18 protein-coding genes and 3 pseudogenes are annotated in these 17,125 nt (G+C 67.4%); 13 read left to right on the top strand and 8 right to left on the bottom strand.

Going from position 1 to position 17,125, the window contains the following annotated elements:
- Position 1 precedes the first annotated feature (1 nt).
- From RGU41_RS06345 to RGU41_RS06365, 5 genes and pseudogenes are all read left to right on the top strand, one after another.
- A complete protein-coding gene (locus RGU41_RS06345; RefSeq protein ID WP_134448679.1) occupies positions 2 to 331 on the top strand; it encodes a non-heme iron oxygenase ferredoxin subunit in 330 nt (109 codons plus the stop codon).
- Positions 332 to 385: 54 nt separating this feature from the next.
- Positions 386 to 1,151, top strand: a pseudogene (sufC, locus tag RGU41_RS06350) (Fe-S cluster assembly ATPase SufC).
- A gap of 4 nt (positions 1,152 to 1,155) precedes the next feature.
- Positions 1,156 to 1,485: a metal-sulfur cluster assembly factor gene (locus RGU41_RS06355; protein WP_134448677.1), complete on the top strand. Its 330-nt coding sequence runs from the start codon at positions 1,156 to 1,158 to the stop codon at positions 1,483 to 1,485.
- Positions 1,486 to 1,702: 217 nt separating this feature from the next.
- A complete protein-coding gene (locus tag RGU41_RS06360; RefSeq protein ID WP_322137310.1) occupies positions 1,703 to 2,278 on the top strand; it encodes a TetR family transcriptional regulator in 576 nt (191 codons plus the stop codon).
- Positions 2,279 to 2,370: 92 nt separating this feature from the next.
- On the top strand, positions 2,371 to 3,969 hold the full coding sequence (locus RGU41_RS06365) for an ABC-F family ATP-binding cassette domain-containing protein (RefSeq protein ID WP_322135805.1): 1,599 nt from the start codon (positions 2,371 to 2,373) through the stop codon (positions 3,967 to 3,969).
- A gap of 30 nt (positions 3,970 to 3,999) precedes the next feature.
- On the opposite strand, the gene RGU41_RS06370 is transcribed toward RGU41_RS06365, so the two are convergent.
- From RGU41_RS06370 to RGU41_RS06380, 3 genes are read right to left on the bottom strand one after another with little or no spacing between them, the layout of a single operon-like run.
- A complete protein-coding gene (locus tag RGU41_RS06370) occupies positions 4,000 to 4,842 on the bottom strand; it encodes an SURF1 family protein (protein ID WP_322135806.1) in 843 nt (280 codons plus the stop codon).
- Complete coding sequence (locus tag RGU41_RS06375; RefSeq protein WP_322135807.1) at positions 4,839 to 5,099, bottom strand: hypothetical protein; 261 nt, start codon at positions 5,097 to 5,099, stop codon at positions 4,839 to 4,841. Before RGU41_RS06375 ends, RGU41_RS06370 begins: the two co-directional genes overlap by 4 nt.
- The gene (locus RGU41_RS06380; protein ID WP_134448670.1) at positions 5,096 to 5,467 is read right to left on the bottom strand and encodes a DUF3099 domain-containing protein; all 372 of its coding nucleotides are present in this window, start codon (positions 5,465 to 5,467) and stop codon (positions 5,096 to 5,098) included. Before RGU41_RS06380 ends, RGU41_RS06375 begins: the two co-directional genes overlap by 4 nt.
- Positions 5,468 to 5,673: 206 nt before the next feature.
- Between RGU41_RS06380 and RGU41_RS06385 the strand changes: the two are divergent.
- From RGU41_RS06385 to RGU41_RS06395, 3 genes and pseudogenes are all read left to right on the top strand, one after another.
- Positions 5,674 to 6,311, top strand: a pseudogene (locus RGU41_RS06385) (SDR family oxidoreductase).
- A 20-nt stretch (positions 6,312 to 6,331) separates the two neighbouring features.
- The gene (locus RGU41_RS06390) at positions 6,332 to 7,315 is read left to right on the top strand and encodes a zinc-binding dehydrogenase (RefSeq protein WP_134561128.1); all 984 of its coding nucleotides are present in this window, start codon (positions 6,332 to 6,334) and stop codon (positions 7,313 to 7,315) included.
- Positions 7,316 to 7,490: 175 nt separating this feature from the next.
- Entirely contained in the window at positions 7,491 to 9,161 is a 1,671-nt protein-coding gene (locus tag RGU41_RS06395; RefSeq protein WP_322135808.1) for an HNH endonuclease signature motif containing protein, read from the top strand.
- Positions 9,162 to 9,197: 36 nt separating this feature from the next.
- Here the strand turns inward: RGU41_RS06395 and serB are convergent, their stop codons facing one another.
- Entirely contained in the window at positions 9,198 to 9,845 is a 648-nt protein-coding gene (gene serB / locus RGU41_RS06400; protein WP_134560139.1) for a phosphoserine phosphatase SerB, read from the bottom strand.
- The gene (locus tag RGU41_RS06405; RefSeq protein WP_134446608.1) at positions 9,842 to 11,086 is read right to left on the bottom strand and encodes a glucose-1-phosphate adenylyltransferase; all 1,245 of its coding nucleotides are present in this window, start codon (positions 11,084 to 11,086) and stop codon (positions 9,842 to 9,844) included. Before RGU41_RS06405 ends, serB begins: the two co-directional genes overlap by 4 nt.
- A gap of 81 nt (positions 11,087 to 11,167) precedes the next feature.
- On the opposite strand from RGU41_RS06405, the gene glgA reads away from it, so the two are divergent.
- From glgA to RGU41_RS06420, 3 genes are all read left to right on the top strand, one after another.
- Entirely contained in the window at positions 11,168 to 12,349 is a 1,182-nt protein-coding gene (glgA, locus tag RGU41_RS06410) for a glycogen synthase (protein ID WP_134446607.1), read from the top strand.
- 49 nt (positions 12,350 to 12,398) lie between these two features.
- On the top strand, positions 12,399 to 13,181 hold the full coding sequence (locus tag RGU41_RS06415; RefSeq protein WP_134446606.1) for an ABC transporter ATP-binding protein: 783 nt from the start codon (positions 12,399 to 12,401) through the stop codon (positions 13,179 to 13,181).
- 111 nt (positions 13,182 to 13,292) lie between these two features.
- Positions 13,293 to 13,544 carry a type B 50S ribosomal protein L31 gene (locus RGU41_RS06420; RefSeq protein WP_134446605.1) on the top strand — a complete coding sequence of 84 codons (252 nt, stop codon included), beginning with the start codon at positions 13,293 to 13,295 and terminating at the stop codon, positions 13,542 to 13,544.
- Positions 13,545 to 13,652: 108 nt separating this feature from the next.
- On the opposite strand, the gene RGU41_RS20765 is transcribed toward RGU41_RS06420, so the two are convergent.
- Together RGU41_RS20765 and RGU41_RS20770 are read right to left on the bottom strand one after the other, a co-directional pair.
- Positions 13,653 to 13,934: a hypothetical protein gene (locus RGU41_RS20765; protein WP_416173194.1), complete on the bottom strand. Its 282-nt coding sequence runs from the start codon at positions 13,932 to 13,934 to the stop codon at positions 13,653 to 13,655.
- Between the two features lie 110 nt (positions 13,935 to 14,044).
- A pseudogene (locus RGU41_RS20770) lies at positions 14,045 to 14,338 on the bottom strand (exonuclease domain-containing protein); the annotation flags it as partial.
- 81 nt (positions 14,339 to 14,419) lie between these two features.
- Between RGU41_RS20770 and RGU41_RS06430 the strand changes: the two are divergent.
- Together RGU41_RS06430 and RGU41_RS06435 are read left to right on the top strand one after the other, a co-directional pair.
- Positions 14,420 to 15,319, top strand: coding sequence for an alpha/beta fold hydrolase (locus tag RGU41_RS06430; RefSeq protein ID WP_134560141.1), 900 nt, complete (start codon positions 14,420 to 14,422; stop codon positions 15,317 to 15,319).
- A gap of 43 nt (positions 15,320 to 15,362) precedes the next feature.
- Positions 15,363 to 16,448 carry a glycosyltransferase family 1 protein gene (locus RGU41_RS06435; protein WP_322135809.1) on the top strand — a complete coding sequence of 362 codons (1,086 nt, stop codon included), beginning with the start codon at positions 15,363 to 15,365 and terminating at the stop codon, positions 16,446 to 16,448.
- On the opposite strand, the gene RGU41_RS06440 is transcribed toward RGU41_RS06435, so the two are convergent.
- Positions 16,436 to 17,092, bottom strand: coding sequence for a histidine phosphatase family protein (locus RGU41_RS06440; RefSeq protein WP_241975454.1), 657 nt, complete (start codon positions 17,090 to 17,092; stop codon positions 16,436 to 16,438). The two genes, RGU41_RS06435 and RGU41_RS06440, sit on opposite strands and share 13 nt — an antisense overlap.
- Positions 17,093 to 17,125 lie beyond the last annotated feature (33 nt).

Consider the following 17,125-nt stretch of genomic DNA (forward strand, 5'->3'; position numbering starts at 1 on the left):
CATGGCGTCCACGAAGATCTGCGCCTTCGACGAACTCGAAGAGAATCAGGCCGTCAAGGTTGAGATCGACGGAGTCCCCATCGTCGTGGTGCGGGACAGCGCCGGCGACGTCTTCGCGATCGGCGACACCTGCACGCACGGCGACATCTCCCTCTCCGAGGGATTCGTCGAAGACGACACGGTCGAATGCTGGGCACACGGCTCCAAGTTCTCCCTGAAGAGCGGTCGCCCGCTCAACCTGCCCGCCTACGAACCCGTTCCGGTGTTCACGGTCGAGCTGATCAACGGCGACGTCTTCATCGACCCGACCCCGCACTACGTCACCGCGTAACCCCCACACGTACCGGCGCCTGCGCGCCGTTGAATGAAAGAGACCAGAGAATCCATGTCAGTTCTTGAGATCAAGGACCTGCACGTCAGCGTCGAGACCGACCAGGGCACCAAGCAGATCCTGAAGGGTGTCAACCTCACGATCAACGAGCGGTGAGATCCACGCCATCATGGGCCAAAACGGTTCCGGCAAGTCGACCCTCGCGTACACGATCGCCGGCCACCCCAAGTACCACGCCGACAGCGGCTCGATCCTGCTCGACGGTGAGGAAGTCCTCACCATGACCGTCGACCAGCGCGCCCGCGCCGGCCTCTTCCTCGCGATGCAGTACCCGGTCGAGATCCCCGGAGTCACCGTCACCAACTTCCTGCGCACCGCCAAGACCGCGATCGACGGCGAAGCGCCCGCGATCCGTTCCTGGATCAAGGACGTCCGCCAGTCCATGACGAACCTGCGCATGGACAAGAGCTTTGCGGAGCGCAACGTGAACGAGGGCTTCTCCGGTGGTGAGAAGAAGCGCAACGAGATCCTGCAGCTCGAACTGCTCAAGCCCAAGTTCGCGATCCTCGACGAAACCGACTCCGGCCTCGACGTCGACGCGCTCAAGATCGTCTCGGAGGGCGTCAACCGCGCCAAGGCGAACACCGGACTCGGCATCCTCCTGATCACGCACTACACCCGCATCCTGCGCTACATCGAGCCCGATTTCGTGCACGTGTTCGTCAACGGGCGGATCGCGGAGCAGGGCGGACCCGAGCTTGCCGACCGGCTCGAGGACGAAGGCTACGATCGCTTTCTCGTCGATTCGAACGTAGGCTGACCGCATGGTTTCAACGCTGTCACCCGAGCGATTCGATGAGATCGAAGAGGCGCTCAAAGACGTCATGGACCCCGAGCTCGGCATCAACGTCGTCGACCTCGGCCTCATCTACGACCTGGGCTGGGACGACGAGAACGACGCCCTGATCATCCACATGACCCTGACCTCGGCAGGCTGCCCGCTGACCGACGTGCTCGAGGAGCAGACCGCCGAAGCGCTCGACGGGGTCGTCGACCAGTTCCGGATCAACTGGGTCTGGATGCCGCCGTGGGGCCCTGAGAAGATCACCGACGACGGCCGTGACATGATGCGCGCCCTCGGCTTCGCGATCTGACCGTCGCCCCAGTATCACCCGCCCAGTGTCGCCCCGGATTTCGATCCGGGGCGACACTGCGTTAATCGGCGGATGCCGTCGGCCGGCGGCATCCCCGCGCCCGCGACTGAATTAGTATGCTCCTCCACTCATTGGAACGCTATGCTAATGAGATGGATTCCCCGGAAGGACGCGGCCGAGCCGTCGATCGGCGCAAAGCGAGGCGACCAGGACGGTCATCCTCGACGCGGCCGAGCGCCTCATGCTCGAGCGCGGGTACATCGCGGCATCCATCGCGGCGATCGCCGCGGAGGCCGGTGTCGCGGTGCAGACCATCTACAATTCCGTGGGCCTCAAGGCCGACGTGCTTGCGGCGGTACTCGAGCGTGGTGCCACGGAGCCGTCGGGCAGTGGGGAGTCCGCGCTCCAGGATCCGGTTGCGTCACCCCGGGAGGCGAGCGGACCGCGCTCGGCGACCGACATCATCCGCCTCCTCGTCGACTGGTGCGTCGAGACGAACGTGCGCACCGCCGCCCTGCGGAGGGTCGTCGCGCAGGCCGCGGGGGTCGATGCCGACGTGGCGCGTCTCGAGCTGCGCCAGTCCGCACGGTTGCTGCACAACTTCAGCGAGACGGCAACGGCGTTGCGCGACCGCCATGCGTTGCGCAGCGGCCTCAGCGACCACGAGGCGGCCGCGGCGATCTGGGCGCTCGCCCACCCGCAGGTCTACCGCTCCCTCGTGCTCGATCTGGACTGGTCCCTCGGGGCCTACCGGGAGTGGCTCGGGAACACGCTCCGGGCCACACTTTTCTGAGCGTCCCTCCCCGTCGCCGCGCGAGAATATACTAGATAGCTGGCCCGGTCGGGCCGAACCCCTCCCACGAACCTTCCGAACGGACTATTGCTGTGCTCAGTGTGCAAAACCTCGAAATCAGAGTCGGGGCGCGCGTGCTCATGGAAGACGTCAGTTTCCGCGTCTCCGCCGGCGACAAGATCGGCCTCGTCGGCCGCAACGGTGCGGGAAAGACGACCCTCACGAAGACGCTCGCGGGCGAGACGATGCCGACCCACGGCCAGATCGACCGCTCCGGCCAGATCGGCTACCTTCCGCAGGACCCGCGCTCCGGTGAACCGACCATGCTCGCGCGCACCCGTATCCTCGACGCCCGCGGCCTCGGCACGATCTCCCTCGGCCTCTACCAGGCCGGCCTCGACATGGGCAGCGACGACCCCAAGGTCGCCGCGAAGGCCATGAAGGTCTACGGCAACCTCACCGACCAGTTCAACGCCCTCGGCGGCTACGCAGCGGAGGCGGAGGCGGCCTCGATCGCGAGCAACCTGAACCTCCCGGACCGGATCCTCGACCAGGAGCTGCAGACCCTCTCCGGCGGCCAGCGCCGCCGCATCGAGCTCGCCCGCATCCTGTTCTCCGCCGCGGAGACGATGATCCTCGACGAACCGACCAACCACCTGGACGCCGATTCCGTCGCCTGGCTGCGCGAGTTCGTCAAGAACTACCGCGGCGGCGTCATCATCATCTCCCACGACATCGAACTCGTCGGCGAGACCGTCAACCGGGTGTTCTATCTCGATGCCAACCGCATGGTCATCGACATCTACAACATGAACTGGAAGAACTACCAGCGCCAGCGCCTCGCAGACGCCGACCGTCGTAAGAAGGAACGCGCCAACGCCGAGAAGAAGGCGTCCACCCTGCAGCTGCAGGCCGCAAAGTTCGGCGCCAAGGCGAGCAAGGCGGCAGCGGCCCACCAGATGGTCGCCCGGGCTGAGAAGCTGCTCTCCGGACTCGACGCCGTGCGCGCCGTCGACCGCGTGGCCAAGCTGCGCTTCCCCGTGCCGGCCCCGTGCGGCCGCACCCCGCTGATGGCGAACGACCTCTCGAAGAGCTACGGTTCCCTCGAGATCTTCGCAGCTGTCGACCTCGCGATCGACCGCGGGTCCAAGGTCGTCATCCTCGGCCTCAACGGTGCGGGCAAGACCACGCTTCTGCGGATGCTCGCGGGCGTCGACAAGCCGGACACCGGCACGATCGTCCCCGGCCACGGTCTCCGCATCGGGTACTACGCGCAGGAACACGAGACCATCGACGTCAAGCGCAGCGTTCTGCAGAACATGGTGTCCTCGTCGCCGAACATCACCGAAATGGAAGCCCGCCGGGTCCTCGGCTCGTTCCTGTTCACCGGTGACGATTCCGACAAGCCGGCCGGGGTTCTTTCCGGTGGAGAGAAGACCAGGCTTGCCCTCGCGATGATCGTGGTCTCCGGCGCCAACGTGTTACTCCTCGACGAACCGACGAACAACCTCGACCCCGCGAGCCGTGACGAGATCCTCGACGCGCTCGCGCACTACGAGGGTGCCGTCGTTCTGGTCAGCCACGACGAGGGCGCCGTCGAGGCGCTCAACCCGGAACGCGTGCTGATTATGCCGGAGGGCACAGAGGACCACTGGAACAAGGACTACCTCGACCTGATCATGCTCGCCTAGCTTCCGCTATCGGTCGGTGCGTACTGTCTGTCAGTGCGTGCTGTCGATGAGGTCGTCTTCGACCTCTGCGTCCGTACGCGGCTTGGCGGCCGCACGGCGGGCGCGTTCCTCTGCGCGCGCGCGCTCTTCGGGGTCGTCCGCGTTGAGAGAGCGGAATTCCTGCCGCACCGCCCAGCCGAGCCCGATGAAGCCGAGCAGGGCGAACAGCATCCACTGGAACGCGTACGACAGGTGCGAGCCTTCGTCCGCGACCGGCCTGGTCACGCCGGCCGGCCGGGTGGCCGGCGCGGGATCCTCGGAGGCCATCAGGCCGTATGCCGCGGTGTACGTGGGTGCGCCGACCCGGTCGGCGACGTCGGCGAGGTGGATCGTGGCGATCTGGTTCCCGCTCGCCGTGCGCCCGGGAAGGGTCGGTTCTCCGGCCTTGAGCCTGGCGATGACCGTGACTTCACCCGTCGGCGCTGCGGGAACCGGGCCGGGGGCCTCCGCCGTCTCGCCGGTGGGGACCCAGCCACGATCGACGACGAAGACCGTGCCGTCAGCGAGGAGCAGCGGCGTGAGCACCTCGAAGCCCGGGTGCACGTTCAACGGGCGATTCCGCACGATCAGCTCATCGGCGACGAGGTACGTTCCCGTCATCGTCACCGGCAGCCACTTCTGTGACTCGTTGAAGGAATCGAGAGTGGGAAGTGCTTCGGTCAGGCTCACCGGGATGTGGTCGTAGTTCGCGTCGACCTTGTTGATCTCGACGAGGGCCTCGTTGCGCCTGGCGAACTGCCACATACCGAGGCCGGCGCAGGCGGCGCCGAAGATGATGGTGAGCACGAGGTATCCGGCCCACCTGCGGGTGAAGGCGAACTTCCAGCCGGTCACGACGGGTCCGTCCCTGCGGCCGGGCGGCCCGGTATTGTTTCCGGTGCAGCTTCGAGCGCGAAGACGGCCACCGGAAAGTCCCTGGCACCCAGGAATTCCCGCAGATACTCGACATGCTCCGGGCAGGCGAGCCAGGTCTTGACCCGGTCAGCGGTATGGATACGCGGGTTGCGCCAGTCGATGCGCCACTGCGCGTCCTCCCGGCAGCCGGCCCTCGAACAACGCGGTACGTCGAGGTCGTCGTCGAAACCGATCATTCGTCCGTACCCGGGCCGCGGGACGGGTCGTGAGTCGGCGCCGGCCGGTCGGAGGCTTGCCCGGGTGGCGACTGGGCGGCCGACGAGGATTCAGGACTGGTCGAGGACTGACCGCGGTAGAGCTGAACGGCTCCCGGGCGGACGACGGCGGTTCCCGCGCCGTTTCCGTGGACGTTTGCGACGATGACCGCGAAATAGGGGAGCAGGATCGCTCCGGCGGCGCAGACCAGGAGCCACCAGCCGTGCACGAAGAGCATCAGGACGATGCACACCATCCGGATGCCCATGGTCACCGAGTATTTGATCATCCGGGCGCGTCGCTCGGCCTCCGGAGACGGAGGCAGGGACGTGATCGACTGCTGTTTCATACTCTCATCGCTTCGGTCAACCGGTGGAGATTTTGCCTGATAAGCCTACGTCTCGCCCGGTCTGTGGGATGACACCGTAAACTGGAATATACGTGCGTACGGCTGGTCGTTCGCTGGGAATAGATTGGAACCGTATGCCCTCCGTCAGGACCGTTCTCGTGACCGGGGGCAACCGTGGGATCGGCTTTGCCATCGCCGAAGAATTCGTGCGCCAGGGCCATCGCGTCGCGGTCACGGCCCGCTCCGGGTCCGGCCCAGAGGGCAGCCTCACGGTACGTGCCGACGTCACCGACGCCGCATCGATCGACGCCGCGTTCACCGAGATCGAAGCGTCCCTCGGACCGGTTGAAGTGGTCGTGGCCAACGCCGGCATCACCAAAGACACCCTTCTGATGCGGATGACGGAAGACGACTTCACCTCCGTCATCGACACGAACCTGAGCGGTGCCTTCCGCGTCGTCAAGCGCGCATCCAAGGGCATGCTCAAGGCCAGGTTCGGCCGGATCGTGCTCATCTCGAGCGTGGTCGGCCTCTACGGTTCCGCCGGGCAGGTCAACTACTCCGCCTCCAAGAGCGGGCTCGTCGGGCTCGCCCGCTCGGTCACCCGCGAGCTCGGCGCCCGCGGCATCACTGCGAACGTCGTCGCACCCGGCTTCATCGAGACCGAGATGACCGCGGAGCTTTCCGAGGCCGTCCAGGCCGAATACAAGAAGAACATCCCGGCAGGACGCTTCGCTTCCCCGCCGAGGTCGCCAAGGTCGTCACGTGGCTCGCGGGCGACGACGCCGGTTACATCTCCGGCGCCGTGATCCCGGTCGACGGCGGACTCGGAATGGGTCACTGACCTCCGCCATGAGACCGACAATGACGGCGACAATGCGGGCGGTTGTCGTCGACGGGCCTGGTGACCCCGGTGTTCTGCGCGTCCGTGACGTGCCGATGCCGACGCCGCGACCCGGATGGGTGCTGATCCGGGTTGAGGCCTTCGGGCTCAACCGGTCCGAACTCCACTTCCGTTCCGGTGTCGCGTCGACCGGCTCGTTTCCGCGCATTCCTGGGATCGAAGCGGTCGGAACGATAGCGGATGCCCCGGGTGGGGAGTATCCCGTCGGCGCCCAGGTGGCCGCGATGATGGGCGGCATGGGCCGCTCCTTCGACGGCGGTTACGCCGAATACGTGTCGGTGCCGGCCGCGATCGTCGTGCCCTTCACCAGCGGACTCGGCTGGGACGTGCTCGGTGCCGTGCCCGAGATGCTGCAGACCGCGGCGGGGTCGCTGCGTGTCGGGCTGCAGGCCGCCGACGGCCAGAGCCTGCTCATCCGCGGCGGAACGTCCTCTGTCGGCCTCGCGCTGGCCACCCTCGGCGCGCTGCGCGGGATGCGGGTGCTTTCGACCACGCGGAATCCCTCGAGCGTCGGCCTGCTCGAGGCTGCAGGCGCCGACCACGTCATCATCGACGATGGCGAGGTCGCGCGCCGGGTGCGGGAGATCGTGCCTGGCGGTGTCGACGGAGCCGTCGAGCTCGTCGGCGTCAACGTCCTGCGCGACACCCTCCGAGCGGTGCGAGCCGGAGGCACCGTCTGCTTCACCGGGATGCTCTCCGACACCTGGACGATCGACGAGTTCTACCCGATGGACTGGCTTCCCAACGGAGTGCGCCTCACCGCGTATTCCGGAGAGGCCGCAGACCTGACATCAGCGGAGTTGCAGGCCTTCCTCGACGCCGTCGCAGCCGGTCACGCGCGCGTCCCGCTCGGCCGTGTCTACAGGCTCGATGAGATCGTGCAGGCCCACCGCGACATGGAGGCCGGTACCGCCGGCGGAAAACTCGTCGTCCTTCCGCGCTGAACTCCCCGACTGAGGTCGGACGGATCGTCACACCGCTGGCGAACGGCGCCGGTCACATGCACAGCGTCCGCCAGGGGTCGGTACCCTCGTTTCCAGGTGTGAAACTCGGAATGAGAAGCCTGAAATTATGTGAGTAAGTCTCGCATTCGTGTTCGATTCGGGGTAGAATCGGGGTATGGCAGGAGCTTCCGATCCCCAGTCACACACCCCGCAGACACCCGGTTCCGGGGTCGCGGGAGATCAGCCCATCGCAGGTGTCGAGTCGGCCCATCCGGTTGCGGTTGTCGAGGGTTTCGAGGGCGCGGAGGGCGCGGAGGGTCTGGCCGGGTCGGTGCCGTCGGTGCATGCGGATGCTGTCGCCCGTCTCGCCGAGGCCCAGGCGGTTCTCGCCGAGGCCCTGGCCGCGATCCCGGTCGGGCTGCTCAGCGACACAGAAGCGGTCACGGCGCTGAGCACCGTGGAGGCGATCGGGCGGACAGTGGACGCGGCCAGGGTGAGCACGGCGACGGATGTGGACCGGCGGGCCCGGGTCCTCGGCCGCGAGGGCCTGGCCTGGCGGATGGGCTGCACGGGCCCGTGGGATGTCCTCACCCGGGTGACGCGGGTGTCGGCCCGGGAGGTGAAGCGGCGCACGAAGCTTGGCGACGCGGTGTTGCCGCGGCCGTGCGGCGGGAGCAGCTGGTTGCCGCCCTTGTTCCCGACCGTCGGGGCCGCCCTGGCAGCGGGGGAGATCGGGGTGGAGACGGCGGAGTTGATCGTGGCGGGGTTGCAGGTGATCAGTCACCGGGTGGCGCCGGATGACCTGTTGACGGCGGAGCGGGCCCTGGTCGCCACGGCGGCGGGGCTGATCACCCCGGAGACCGAGGATTTGGCCGGGGCAGGTGTGCCGGTGACGACGGACCTGATCCGGGGCATGGTCGCGCAGTGGCAGGCGGCCCTGGACCCCGACGGGGTCCTCCCGACCGAGGACCTGTTCGAGGCGAAGTCCAACATCGGCTTCGGACAACTCAAGAACGGGTTGTACCCGGTGAAGGGCGGAGTGACACCGGAACTGTTCGGGGTGATGAACACCCTCTTCGACGCCTTCCTCAGCTTCCACGCCCGCCCGGCGTTCCCCACCGCCGAGGAGCAGGCGCTGATGGATTCGGGGCAGATGATCCCCGGCGCCGAGACCGCGGACGGCGAGAGCGACACGGGCCCGGATCTGGACGTGATCGAGGCAGAGCTCCGGGAGCGCCGGGCGGATACCCGCACGAGTGGGGAGAAACGCGCCGACATCCTCCGGGCGTTGTTCGAGCACGCGGCCCGCGACGAGGACACGCCCAGCATGGGCGGGTCCGCCCCGACGGTGATGGTGCACGTGAACGCTGCGGACCTCGCCTCGGGGGTCGGGGTGGGGTGGGTCGACGGGGTCGAGGCCCCCGTGTCGCTCAAGACGGTGCACCAGCGCATCTGTGACGGCGGCTTCCAAGGGGTCCTCTTCGGGGCGAACAACGAAGTGCTCAAGCTCGGGCCGGAACGACGGTACTTCAACCGGGCCCAGCGCCGGGCGATCACCGCCCGGGACGGCGGCTGCATCATCCCCGGGTGCAACGCCCCGGCGCACTGGGCCGAAGTGCACCATGTGAAGCCCTGGGCGAAGGACGGCCCGACGACCGTCGACAACGGGGTCTTACTCTGCTGGTTCCATCACCACAGCATCGATACCTCCGGGTGGGAGATCCGCATGGTGAAGGGCTCACCGCAAGTGCGGGCCCCTGGGTTGATCGATCCGCAACGACTCTGGCGGCCACCGAACAGGCACCGCGCCCACCAGGTCCTCACCGGACCACCCAGACGCGACTAGAGTCCACCGGACACGGCGGCGCCTGTAGTGGAAGTGCTAGCCGCGGAGGCCGAGGATGGGCAGGACCTGGCTGAGGTCGCAGATGTCGATCGCGACATCCGCCTGTGCCCGCACGAGAGGCTTCGCGTTGAACGCGATGCCGAGACCCGCGACGTGCATCATCTTCAGGTCGTTCGCTCCGTCGCCGACGGCGACGGTCTGGGGGAGCGCGACGCCGAGTTCCGCCGCCCACTCCTGGAGGGTATCCGCCTTCGCGGTTGCGTCGATGATCGGCCCGACGAGGTTGCCGGTGAGGTGGCCGCCGACGACTTCGAGCCGGTTGGCTCGCCAGTGGTCGATGCCGAGGCTCTCCGCGAGCGGATCGAGCACTTCGTGGAAACCGCCGGAGACGACCCCGATTCTGCTGCCGTGGGCATGCAGTCCGGCGATGAGCTCGTGCACGCCCGGAGTCGGGCGCACCAGGAGCCCGACGTCGGTGAAGACGCTCTCCGGCAGCCCGGCGAGGGTCTTCACCCGGGCACGGAGGCTCTCGGCGAAGTCGATCTCACCGCGCATGGCCTGCTCGGTCACCGCAGCGACGAGTTCGAGCGAGCCCGCAGCATCCGCCAGGAGCTCGATCACTTCGTTTTCAATCAGGGTGGAATCGGAATCGAGGACGACAAGGAAACGAGTGGGACGGGTCACGGGTGTACGTGCACGCCCTTGCCGACGACGGTGATGCCGGACTCGGTGACGCTGAAGCCGCGCGCGAGGTCACGGTCCCTGTCGACACCGACGGAGGCTCCGGCGGCGACGACGACGTTCTTGTCGAGGATGGCCCGACGGACGGTCGCGCCGGGCAGGATCTGCACCCGGTCGAAGAGAATCGAGTCCGCGATGTGGGCGCCGGAATCGATGGCCACCCACGGCCCGAGCACACTGCGCTCGATGTGGGCGCCGGAGATGACGCAGCCGAGGGACACGATCGAGTCGATCATCGTGCCGAGCGAACCACGCCCGTCACGGACGAACTTGGCCGGCGGCGAGTTGAGCTGCTGGCTGAAGATCGGCCACTTCTGGTTGTAGAGGTTGAAGACCGGGAGCGCGCTGATCAGGTCCTGGTGTGCCTCGAAGAAGGAGTCGATGGTTCCCACATCGCGCCAGTAGTACCGGTCGCGATCGGTGGAGCCCGGTACCTCGTTGCGCTGGAGGTCGTAGACACCGGCTTCGCCGCGGGACACGAAGTCGGGAATGATGTCCCCGCCCATGTCGTGGCTCGAGTCGGTGCGTTCTCCGTCACGCAGCACGGCCTCGATCAGGGCGTCGGCGTTGAAGACGTAGTTGCCCATCGAGGCGAACACCTCGTGCGGCGCGTCGGCGAGGCCGATCGCGTCCTTCGGCTTCTCGCGGAACTCCCGGATGTGGTCCGGAGTGGCCCCGTCGACCTCGATGACGCCGAACTGGTCGGCGAGGCCGATCGGCTGGCGGATCGCAGCGACCGTCGCCTGTGCCCCCGAGGCGATGTGGGCCGCGATCATCTGGCTGAAGTCCATGCGGTAGACGTGGTCGGCGCCGACCACGACGACGATGTCGGGCTTCTCGTCGTGGATCAGGTTGAGGCTCTGCAGGATTGCGTCCGCGGAGCCGGAGAACCAGCGCTTGCCGAGGCGCTGCTGCGCGGGCACGGACGCGATGTATGAGTTGAACAAGCCGCCGGAGACGTGCCAGGTCTGGGAGACGTGACGGTCGAGGCTGTGCGACTTGTACTGCGTCAGGACGACGATCTGGGTCAACCCGGAATTGATCAGGTTGGACAGTGCGAAGTCGATGAGCCGGTAGTTGCCGCCGAACGGAACGGCCGGCTTTGCGCGGTCCTCCGTCAACGGCATCAGTCGTTTGCCCTCGCCACCAGCGAGTACGATTCCAAAGATCTTCTTCGATGCCATGTCTTTACAGTAAGGGCATCCGGGGCCTGTGGCCACCCGAAAACGGTGTGTCGGATGCGATGCTGCGCTAGTTTTACTTTCATGCGAGTCGATCTGTTGACCAAGGAATATCCACCAGAGGTTTACGGCGGGGCCGGCGTGCACGTCGCTGAGCTCGTCAAGGCCCTCCGTACCGACATCGACGTCGTGGTGCGCTGCTTCGGTTCGCCGCGCGACGAACCGAATACCTTCGCATACGGCGTCCCAGCCGAGCTTGCGACGGCGAACGGCGCCCTGTCGACACTCGGCGTCGACCTGTTGATGGCCCAGGACGCCGCGGGCACCGACATCGTGCACTCGCACACCTGGTACGCCAACGGCGCAGGGCACCTCGCCAAGCTCCTGCACGGCGTCCCGCACGTCGTCACTGCACACAGCCTGGAGCCGCTCCGGCCGTGGAAGGCCGAACAACTCGGCGGAGGCTACCGGGTCTCGAGCTGGATCGAACGCACGGCCTTCGAGGCAGCGGATGCCGTCATCGCCGTCAGCGGGGGAATGCGGGCGGATATCCTCCGCAGCTATCCGGCACTCGACGAGTCCCGGGTGCACGTCGTCTACAACGGCATCGACCTCGAGGCCTGGAAGCCGACCGCGGACGAGGACATCGTCCGTTCGCTCGGCATCGACCCGACCCGACCCTCTGTCGTGTTCGTCGGACGGATCACCCGGCAGAAGGGACTCCCGTATCTTCTCCGTGCCGCAGCGTCTCTCCCGCCTGAGGTCCAGCTCGTGCTCTGCGCCGGGGCACCGGACACCGCAGAAATCATGGCCGAGGTGACCGCTGGAGTCAGGGCGCTCCAGGCCGAGCGCACCGGGGTCGTGTGGATTCCGGAACACCTGTCCCAGCACGACCTCTCCGCCGTCCTGACGGCCGGCACCGTCTTCGTCTGTCCCTCGGTCTACGAGCCTCTCGGCATCGTGAACCTCGAGGCGATGGCGTGCGGCCTCCCGGTTGTCGGTTCGGCGACCGGCGGCATCCCCGAGGTCGTCGACGACGGGGTCACCGGACGACTCGTGCCCATCGACCAGGTCAGTGATGGCACCGGCACGCCGATCGACCCTGACCGTTTCGTCGCCGACCTCGCCCGCACCCTCCTGGAGGTCGTCTCAGACCCCGATCGTGCCGCGGAAATGGGCAGGGCCGGCCGGATCAGGGCAGAGGAAAAGTTCAGCTGGAGCCAGATCGCCACGAGCACCCGGGAGATCTACGCCGGGTTGCTCTGAGCCCCGCCCGGCGTGCCGACGCCTCGGCGACGGCAGATAACATGGATGCATGGTCAACGTTCTTCAATTCACCGACGTCTCCGTCGTCCGGGCTGGCACAACCATCCTCGACTCAGTGAACTGGAGTGTTGATGACGATCAGCGCTGGGTGATCCTCGGCCCGAACGGCGCTGGAAAGACCACGCTCCTCCAGATCGCCGCCGCGATGCTGCACCCCACCCGGGGCACAGCCGAGGTGCTCGAGGAGCCGATCGGCGGCACCGACCTGTTCGAGCTGCGTCCGCGCATCGGCTTCGCGTCGACCGCGCTCGCCCGGAAGGTTCCGGCGGGTGAAAAGGTGATCGACGTCGTCATGACCGCCGCGTATTCGGTGACCGGTCGCTGGACCGAGGAATATGAGGCCATCGACGAGCGCCGCGCCCAGCGTGTCCTCCAGGAATGGCGCCTCGACCACCTCGCCGATCGCACCTTCGGAACCCTGAGCGACGGTGAACAGAAGCGAGTGCAGATCGCCAGATCGATCATGACCGACCCCGAACTGCTCCTGCTCGACGAACCGGCGGCGAGCCTCGACCTCGGCGCCCGCGAAGAACTCCTGCGCCTGCTCGGCGGTTATGCCCTCGAGCAGAGTTCACCGGCCATCATCATGGTCACCCATCACGTCGAAGAGATCCCCCTCGGCTTCACCCACGCCCTGCTTCTCTCTGGTGGACGCGTCGTTTCGGCCGGCCCCTTCGCGGAGTCTCTGACGGCGGACACCCTCACCGAAACGTTCGGCCTGCCGATCGGCCTGAGCGAGGACGCCGGTCGCTTCACGGCCCGTGCGGCCTGACGTTCGCTTCTGCTAGACTCGACAGTCGGTCCTCGGGCCGTGTAACTTTTCCTGCCGCCGTTCCCCGGGCCATCCGGTCCGGACCGGCGCAACTCATATAAGGAAGTTTTCATGAAGTCTGACATCCACCCCACATATGCCCCCGTGGTCTTCCGCGACCTCGCGTCGGGTGCGACCTTCCTGACTCGTTCGACGGTCTCGAGCGCCAAGACGATCGAGTGGGAAGACGGATCCACCTACCCCGTCATCGACGTGGAAATCTCCTCTGAGTCGCACCCGTTCTACACAGGCAAGCAGCGCATCATGGACTCCGCCGGACGCGTGGAGAAGTTCAACTCCCGCTACAAGGGCTTCGGCAAATAAGACCGACGCACTCGAGCGCGATACACGAAAGGCGAGCAGCCACGGCTGCTCGCCTTTTCTGTACCCCGCGTTCCGTACCCCGCGCGGATGCCTGCGGTGCTGCTCGCGTTACCGCTCGGGCCACGCGCCGCTCGCGACGAACTTCGGGTCGCGTTCGCGGCGCATGTAGTCCTGGAAGCGCTCGGCCTGCTGCATGGACCACTGCACCTGCAGCTCGTGCAGTTCGGCGACCGTGCCCGGCAGCACGGCGACGTGGGCCTTCGCGATGGCCTGGGCGACCCTGCCCGCGGCGATCGCGTCCGCACCGGCGTCATGGGCGTCGTCGAGGGACACCCCGTAGTAGGCGCTCGTGACCTCGAGGGTGCGCTTGCCCTTGCGGTAGCGGTCCACCTGCTTGTCGATGACCAGCGGGTCGACGACGGGGAGGGCGACACGAGTGGTGCGACCCCGTAGCGGATGGCCTCCCGGTTGAGCAGGGAGAGGTCGTACGGCGCGTTGTATGCCACGATCGGAAGGCCCCTGCTGAGCAGTTCCCGGATGGTCGCGACGATCTCGGTGACACCTTCGCCGGCGGCGCGCCCGTTCGCAACGGCCTGGGCCGTCGTGATGCCGTGCACGTTGGTCGCCTGCTCGGGGATCTCGATGCCGGGGTCGAGCAGCCAGTCGATGCGCTCGACGACGGCCCCTGAGACATCGATCACGGCCACCGTCGCCGAGACGATGCGACTCGTCTCCACGTCGATTCCGGTCGTTTCGAGGTCGAAGACGGCGAGGGTGTCACTCCAGTTGCTCATGGGGCCAGCCTAGGGCCGACCGCCGACATCCCCGGGCGTCGACGCCGCTCCGTCGCGCGCGTCCTGCGTAAACTGGAGGGGATGATTGTTCCTTCGCCATACGACGCCCAGCTCGCCCGGATCCCGGTGAGCGTCCACACCGTCCCGGTGCTCGGGACCGACACCCGCTACTGGGAGTACGGGGATCCCGCAGCGACGACGACGATCGTGATGGTGCACGGCTTCCGCGGCGACCACCACGGCCTCGAGCCCGTCGTCGCCCAGCTCGCGGGGTATCGCATCCTCTCGCCAGACCTGCCAGGCTTCGGCGAATCGGCGGCGCTCACGACCCTGGGACACGACGTGCCCGGCTACTCGGAGTGGCTCAGGGGCTTCGTCTCGGCGGTCGCCCCGACCGGGCGCACCGTGATCCTCGGGCACTCGTTCGGCTCGATCATCGTGGCCTCCGCCGTCGCGGGCGGACTGCCCGCGGATGTCGTCGTGCTCGTCAACCCGATCGCGGCGCCGGCCCTGTCCGGTCCCCGCGGAATCCTCACCCGCCTCGCGGTGTTCTACTACTGGTCAGCGGCCGCCCTACCGGAGCGGCTCGGCTTCGCCCTGCTCCGCAACCGCGTCATCGTGCGGGTGATGAGCATCGCGATGGCCAAGACCCGTGACCCCGCCCTGCGCCGCTGGATCCACAACCAGCACGACCGGTATTTCTCCGCCTTCTCCGATCGCCGGGTCGTGCTCGAAGCCTTCCGCGCGTCCGTCGGAAGCGACGTGAGTGAATTCGCCGCGCGCATTCCGCAACGCACCCTGCTGATCGCGGCGGACAAGGACGACATCACCCCCGTCGAGGCCCAGTACCGGCTGCGCGCGCTGTTCCCGGACGCCCGTCTCTATGTCATCCCCAACGTCGGGCACCTCATCCACTACGAAGTTCCCGCCGAAGCGGCAGAACAGCTGCGCCGCTTCCTCGACGAGGCGGCGTCGGCATGATCGGCCCCGGCATGATCGGCCCCAGCAGGATCGAGTTGACAGCATGAGGATCGTTTTCGACTGCCGCTACACCCGGTTCGACCGGCACGACGGCATCAGCCGCTACACCTCCGAACTCGTCACCGAGCTGAGCCGGCTGCACGCCGTGACGATGCTCATCAGCGACCACAGGCAACTCGCGATGCTCCCCGCGCTCCCGTGGCAGCTCGTGAACGCGCCCACGAGCATCCGCGAGCCCCTCGTCGCCCTCCGCGTCAACCGGCTGCACCCCGACGTCGTCTTCAGCCCGATGCAGACCATGGGTTCGTGGGGCCGCAACTACAGACTGCTGCTCACCGTCCACGACCTGATCTACTATCGCAACCGCACACCCCCGCGCGACCTGCCCGCCTTCATCCGGCTGCTCTGGCGGTTCTACCACCTGTCCTGGTGGCCCCAGCGGATGCTGCTGAACCGCGCTGACGGCGTCGTCACGGTCTCCGAGACGACACGGGCACTCATGCTGAAGCACCGCCTCACCCGCAAGCCCATCACGGTCGTCCCCAACGCCGCCGGTGCCCTCGGCGAGGCGGCAGGCGCAGGGACGGGCGTGCGTCGCACCGGGCCGGCAACGGGCAGCCTCGTCTACATGGGCTCGTTCATGCCGTACAAGAACGTCGACACGCTCGTGCGCGCCCTCGCTGACCTTCCCGGCCATGACCTGCACCTGCTCAGCCGGATCGGTGACACGGAGAAGGCCCGCCTGCAGGGGCTCGCCCCCGGAGCGCGGATCGTTTTCCACGACGGCGTCTCCGACGCGGAGTACGTGTCCCTGCTCGATTCGGCGACGGCCCTGGTGACCGCGTCCCTCGACGAGGGCTTCGGGATCCCCCTCGTCGAAGCGATGAGCCTCGGGATCCCGGTCGTCGTGAGCGACATTCCGATCTTCCGGGAGATCGGCGGTGAGGCCGCGCTCTACTTCGAACCGCGCGACGCCGGGGGGCTCGCGGCTGCCGTGCACCAGCTCGACGAACCGGGGGAGTGGGCGAAGCGCTCAGGGCTCGCCATCGACCAGGCCGCCCGGTACAACTGGGCGGACTCCGCGCAGATCCTGCTCCGCGCGATCCGGGAGACCGCTCAGCCCGAGTAGTGCGTGTTCTCCGCTAAACCGCGGATCGTCGCGTCGAAGTGCTCGAGCTCGAGCCGGCCGTCGGTCCAGAGGAAGTCGTGGACGGATCCGTTGGCGATGATCTCGTCGGGGTGCGGGCGCACGCCGGCGGTCAGGTAGCGGATCAGGGTTCCGATCACGCCGCCGTGGCAGACCACGAGTACCGCGTCACCCGGGAACTCCTCGGCCACGCGGCCGAGGGCCGGAAGCACCCTGTCGAGGACCTGTTGGCGCGACTCGAGGCCGGGCACCGGCATCCCGTTCGGGAACTGGCGCTGCCGTTCTGCGAACGTGAGGCCCTCGATGTGGCCGTGGTGACGCTCGGTGAGGTCGTCGATGATCTCCGGCCGCGGCAGGCCGAGTTCCCCCGCGATGATGCGGGCGGTTTCCGCGGCCCGGTCGAGCGGGCTCGAGACGATCTTCTCCCAGGCGGCGGAGCTCTCGGTCAGGCCGCCGTCGAGGCTGGGCGCCAACCCCGCGCGGCTGCGCTTGAGGAGCCGCAGGCCGGTCTCGGCGGCCTGGGCCCGTCCCGTCGAGTTCAGCGGGATGTCGGTGCGGCCCTGGATCCGGGTGGCGAGGTTCCAGTCGGTCTGGCCGTGTCGGACGATCGAAAGCCTGGTCTGCAACCGGTGCATGGTCTCGCGTGGCCCCTGTCTGCG

This window comes from Cryobacterium sp. 10C3 (genome assembly GCF_034314285.1).
Lineage (GTDB): Bacteria > Actinomycetota > Actinomycetes > Actinomycetales > Microbacteriaceae > Cryobacterium > Cryobacterium glucosi.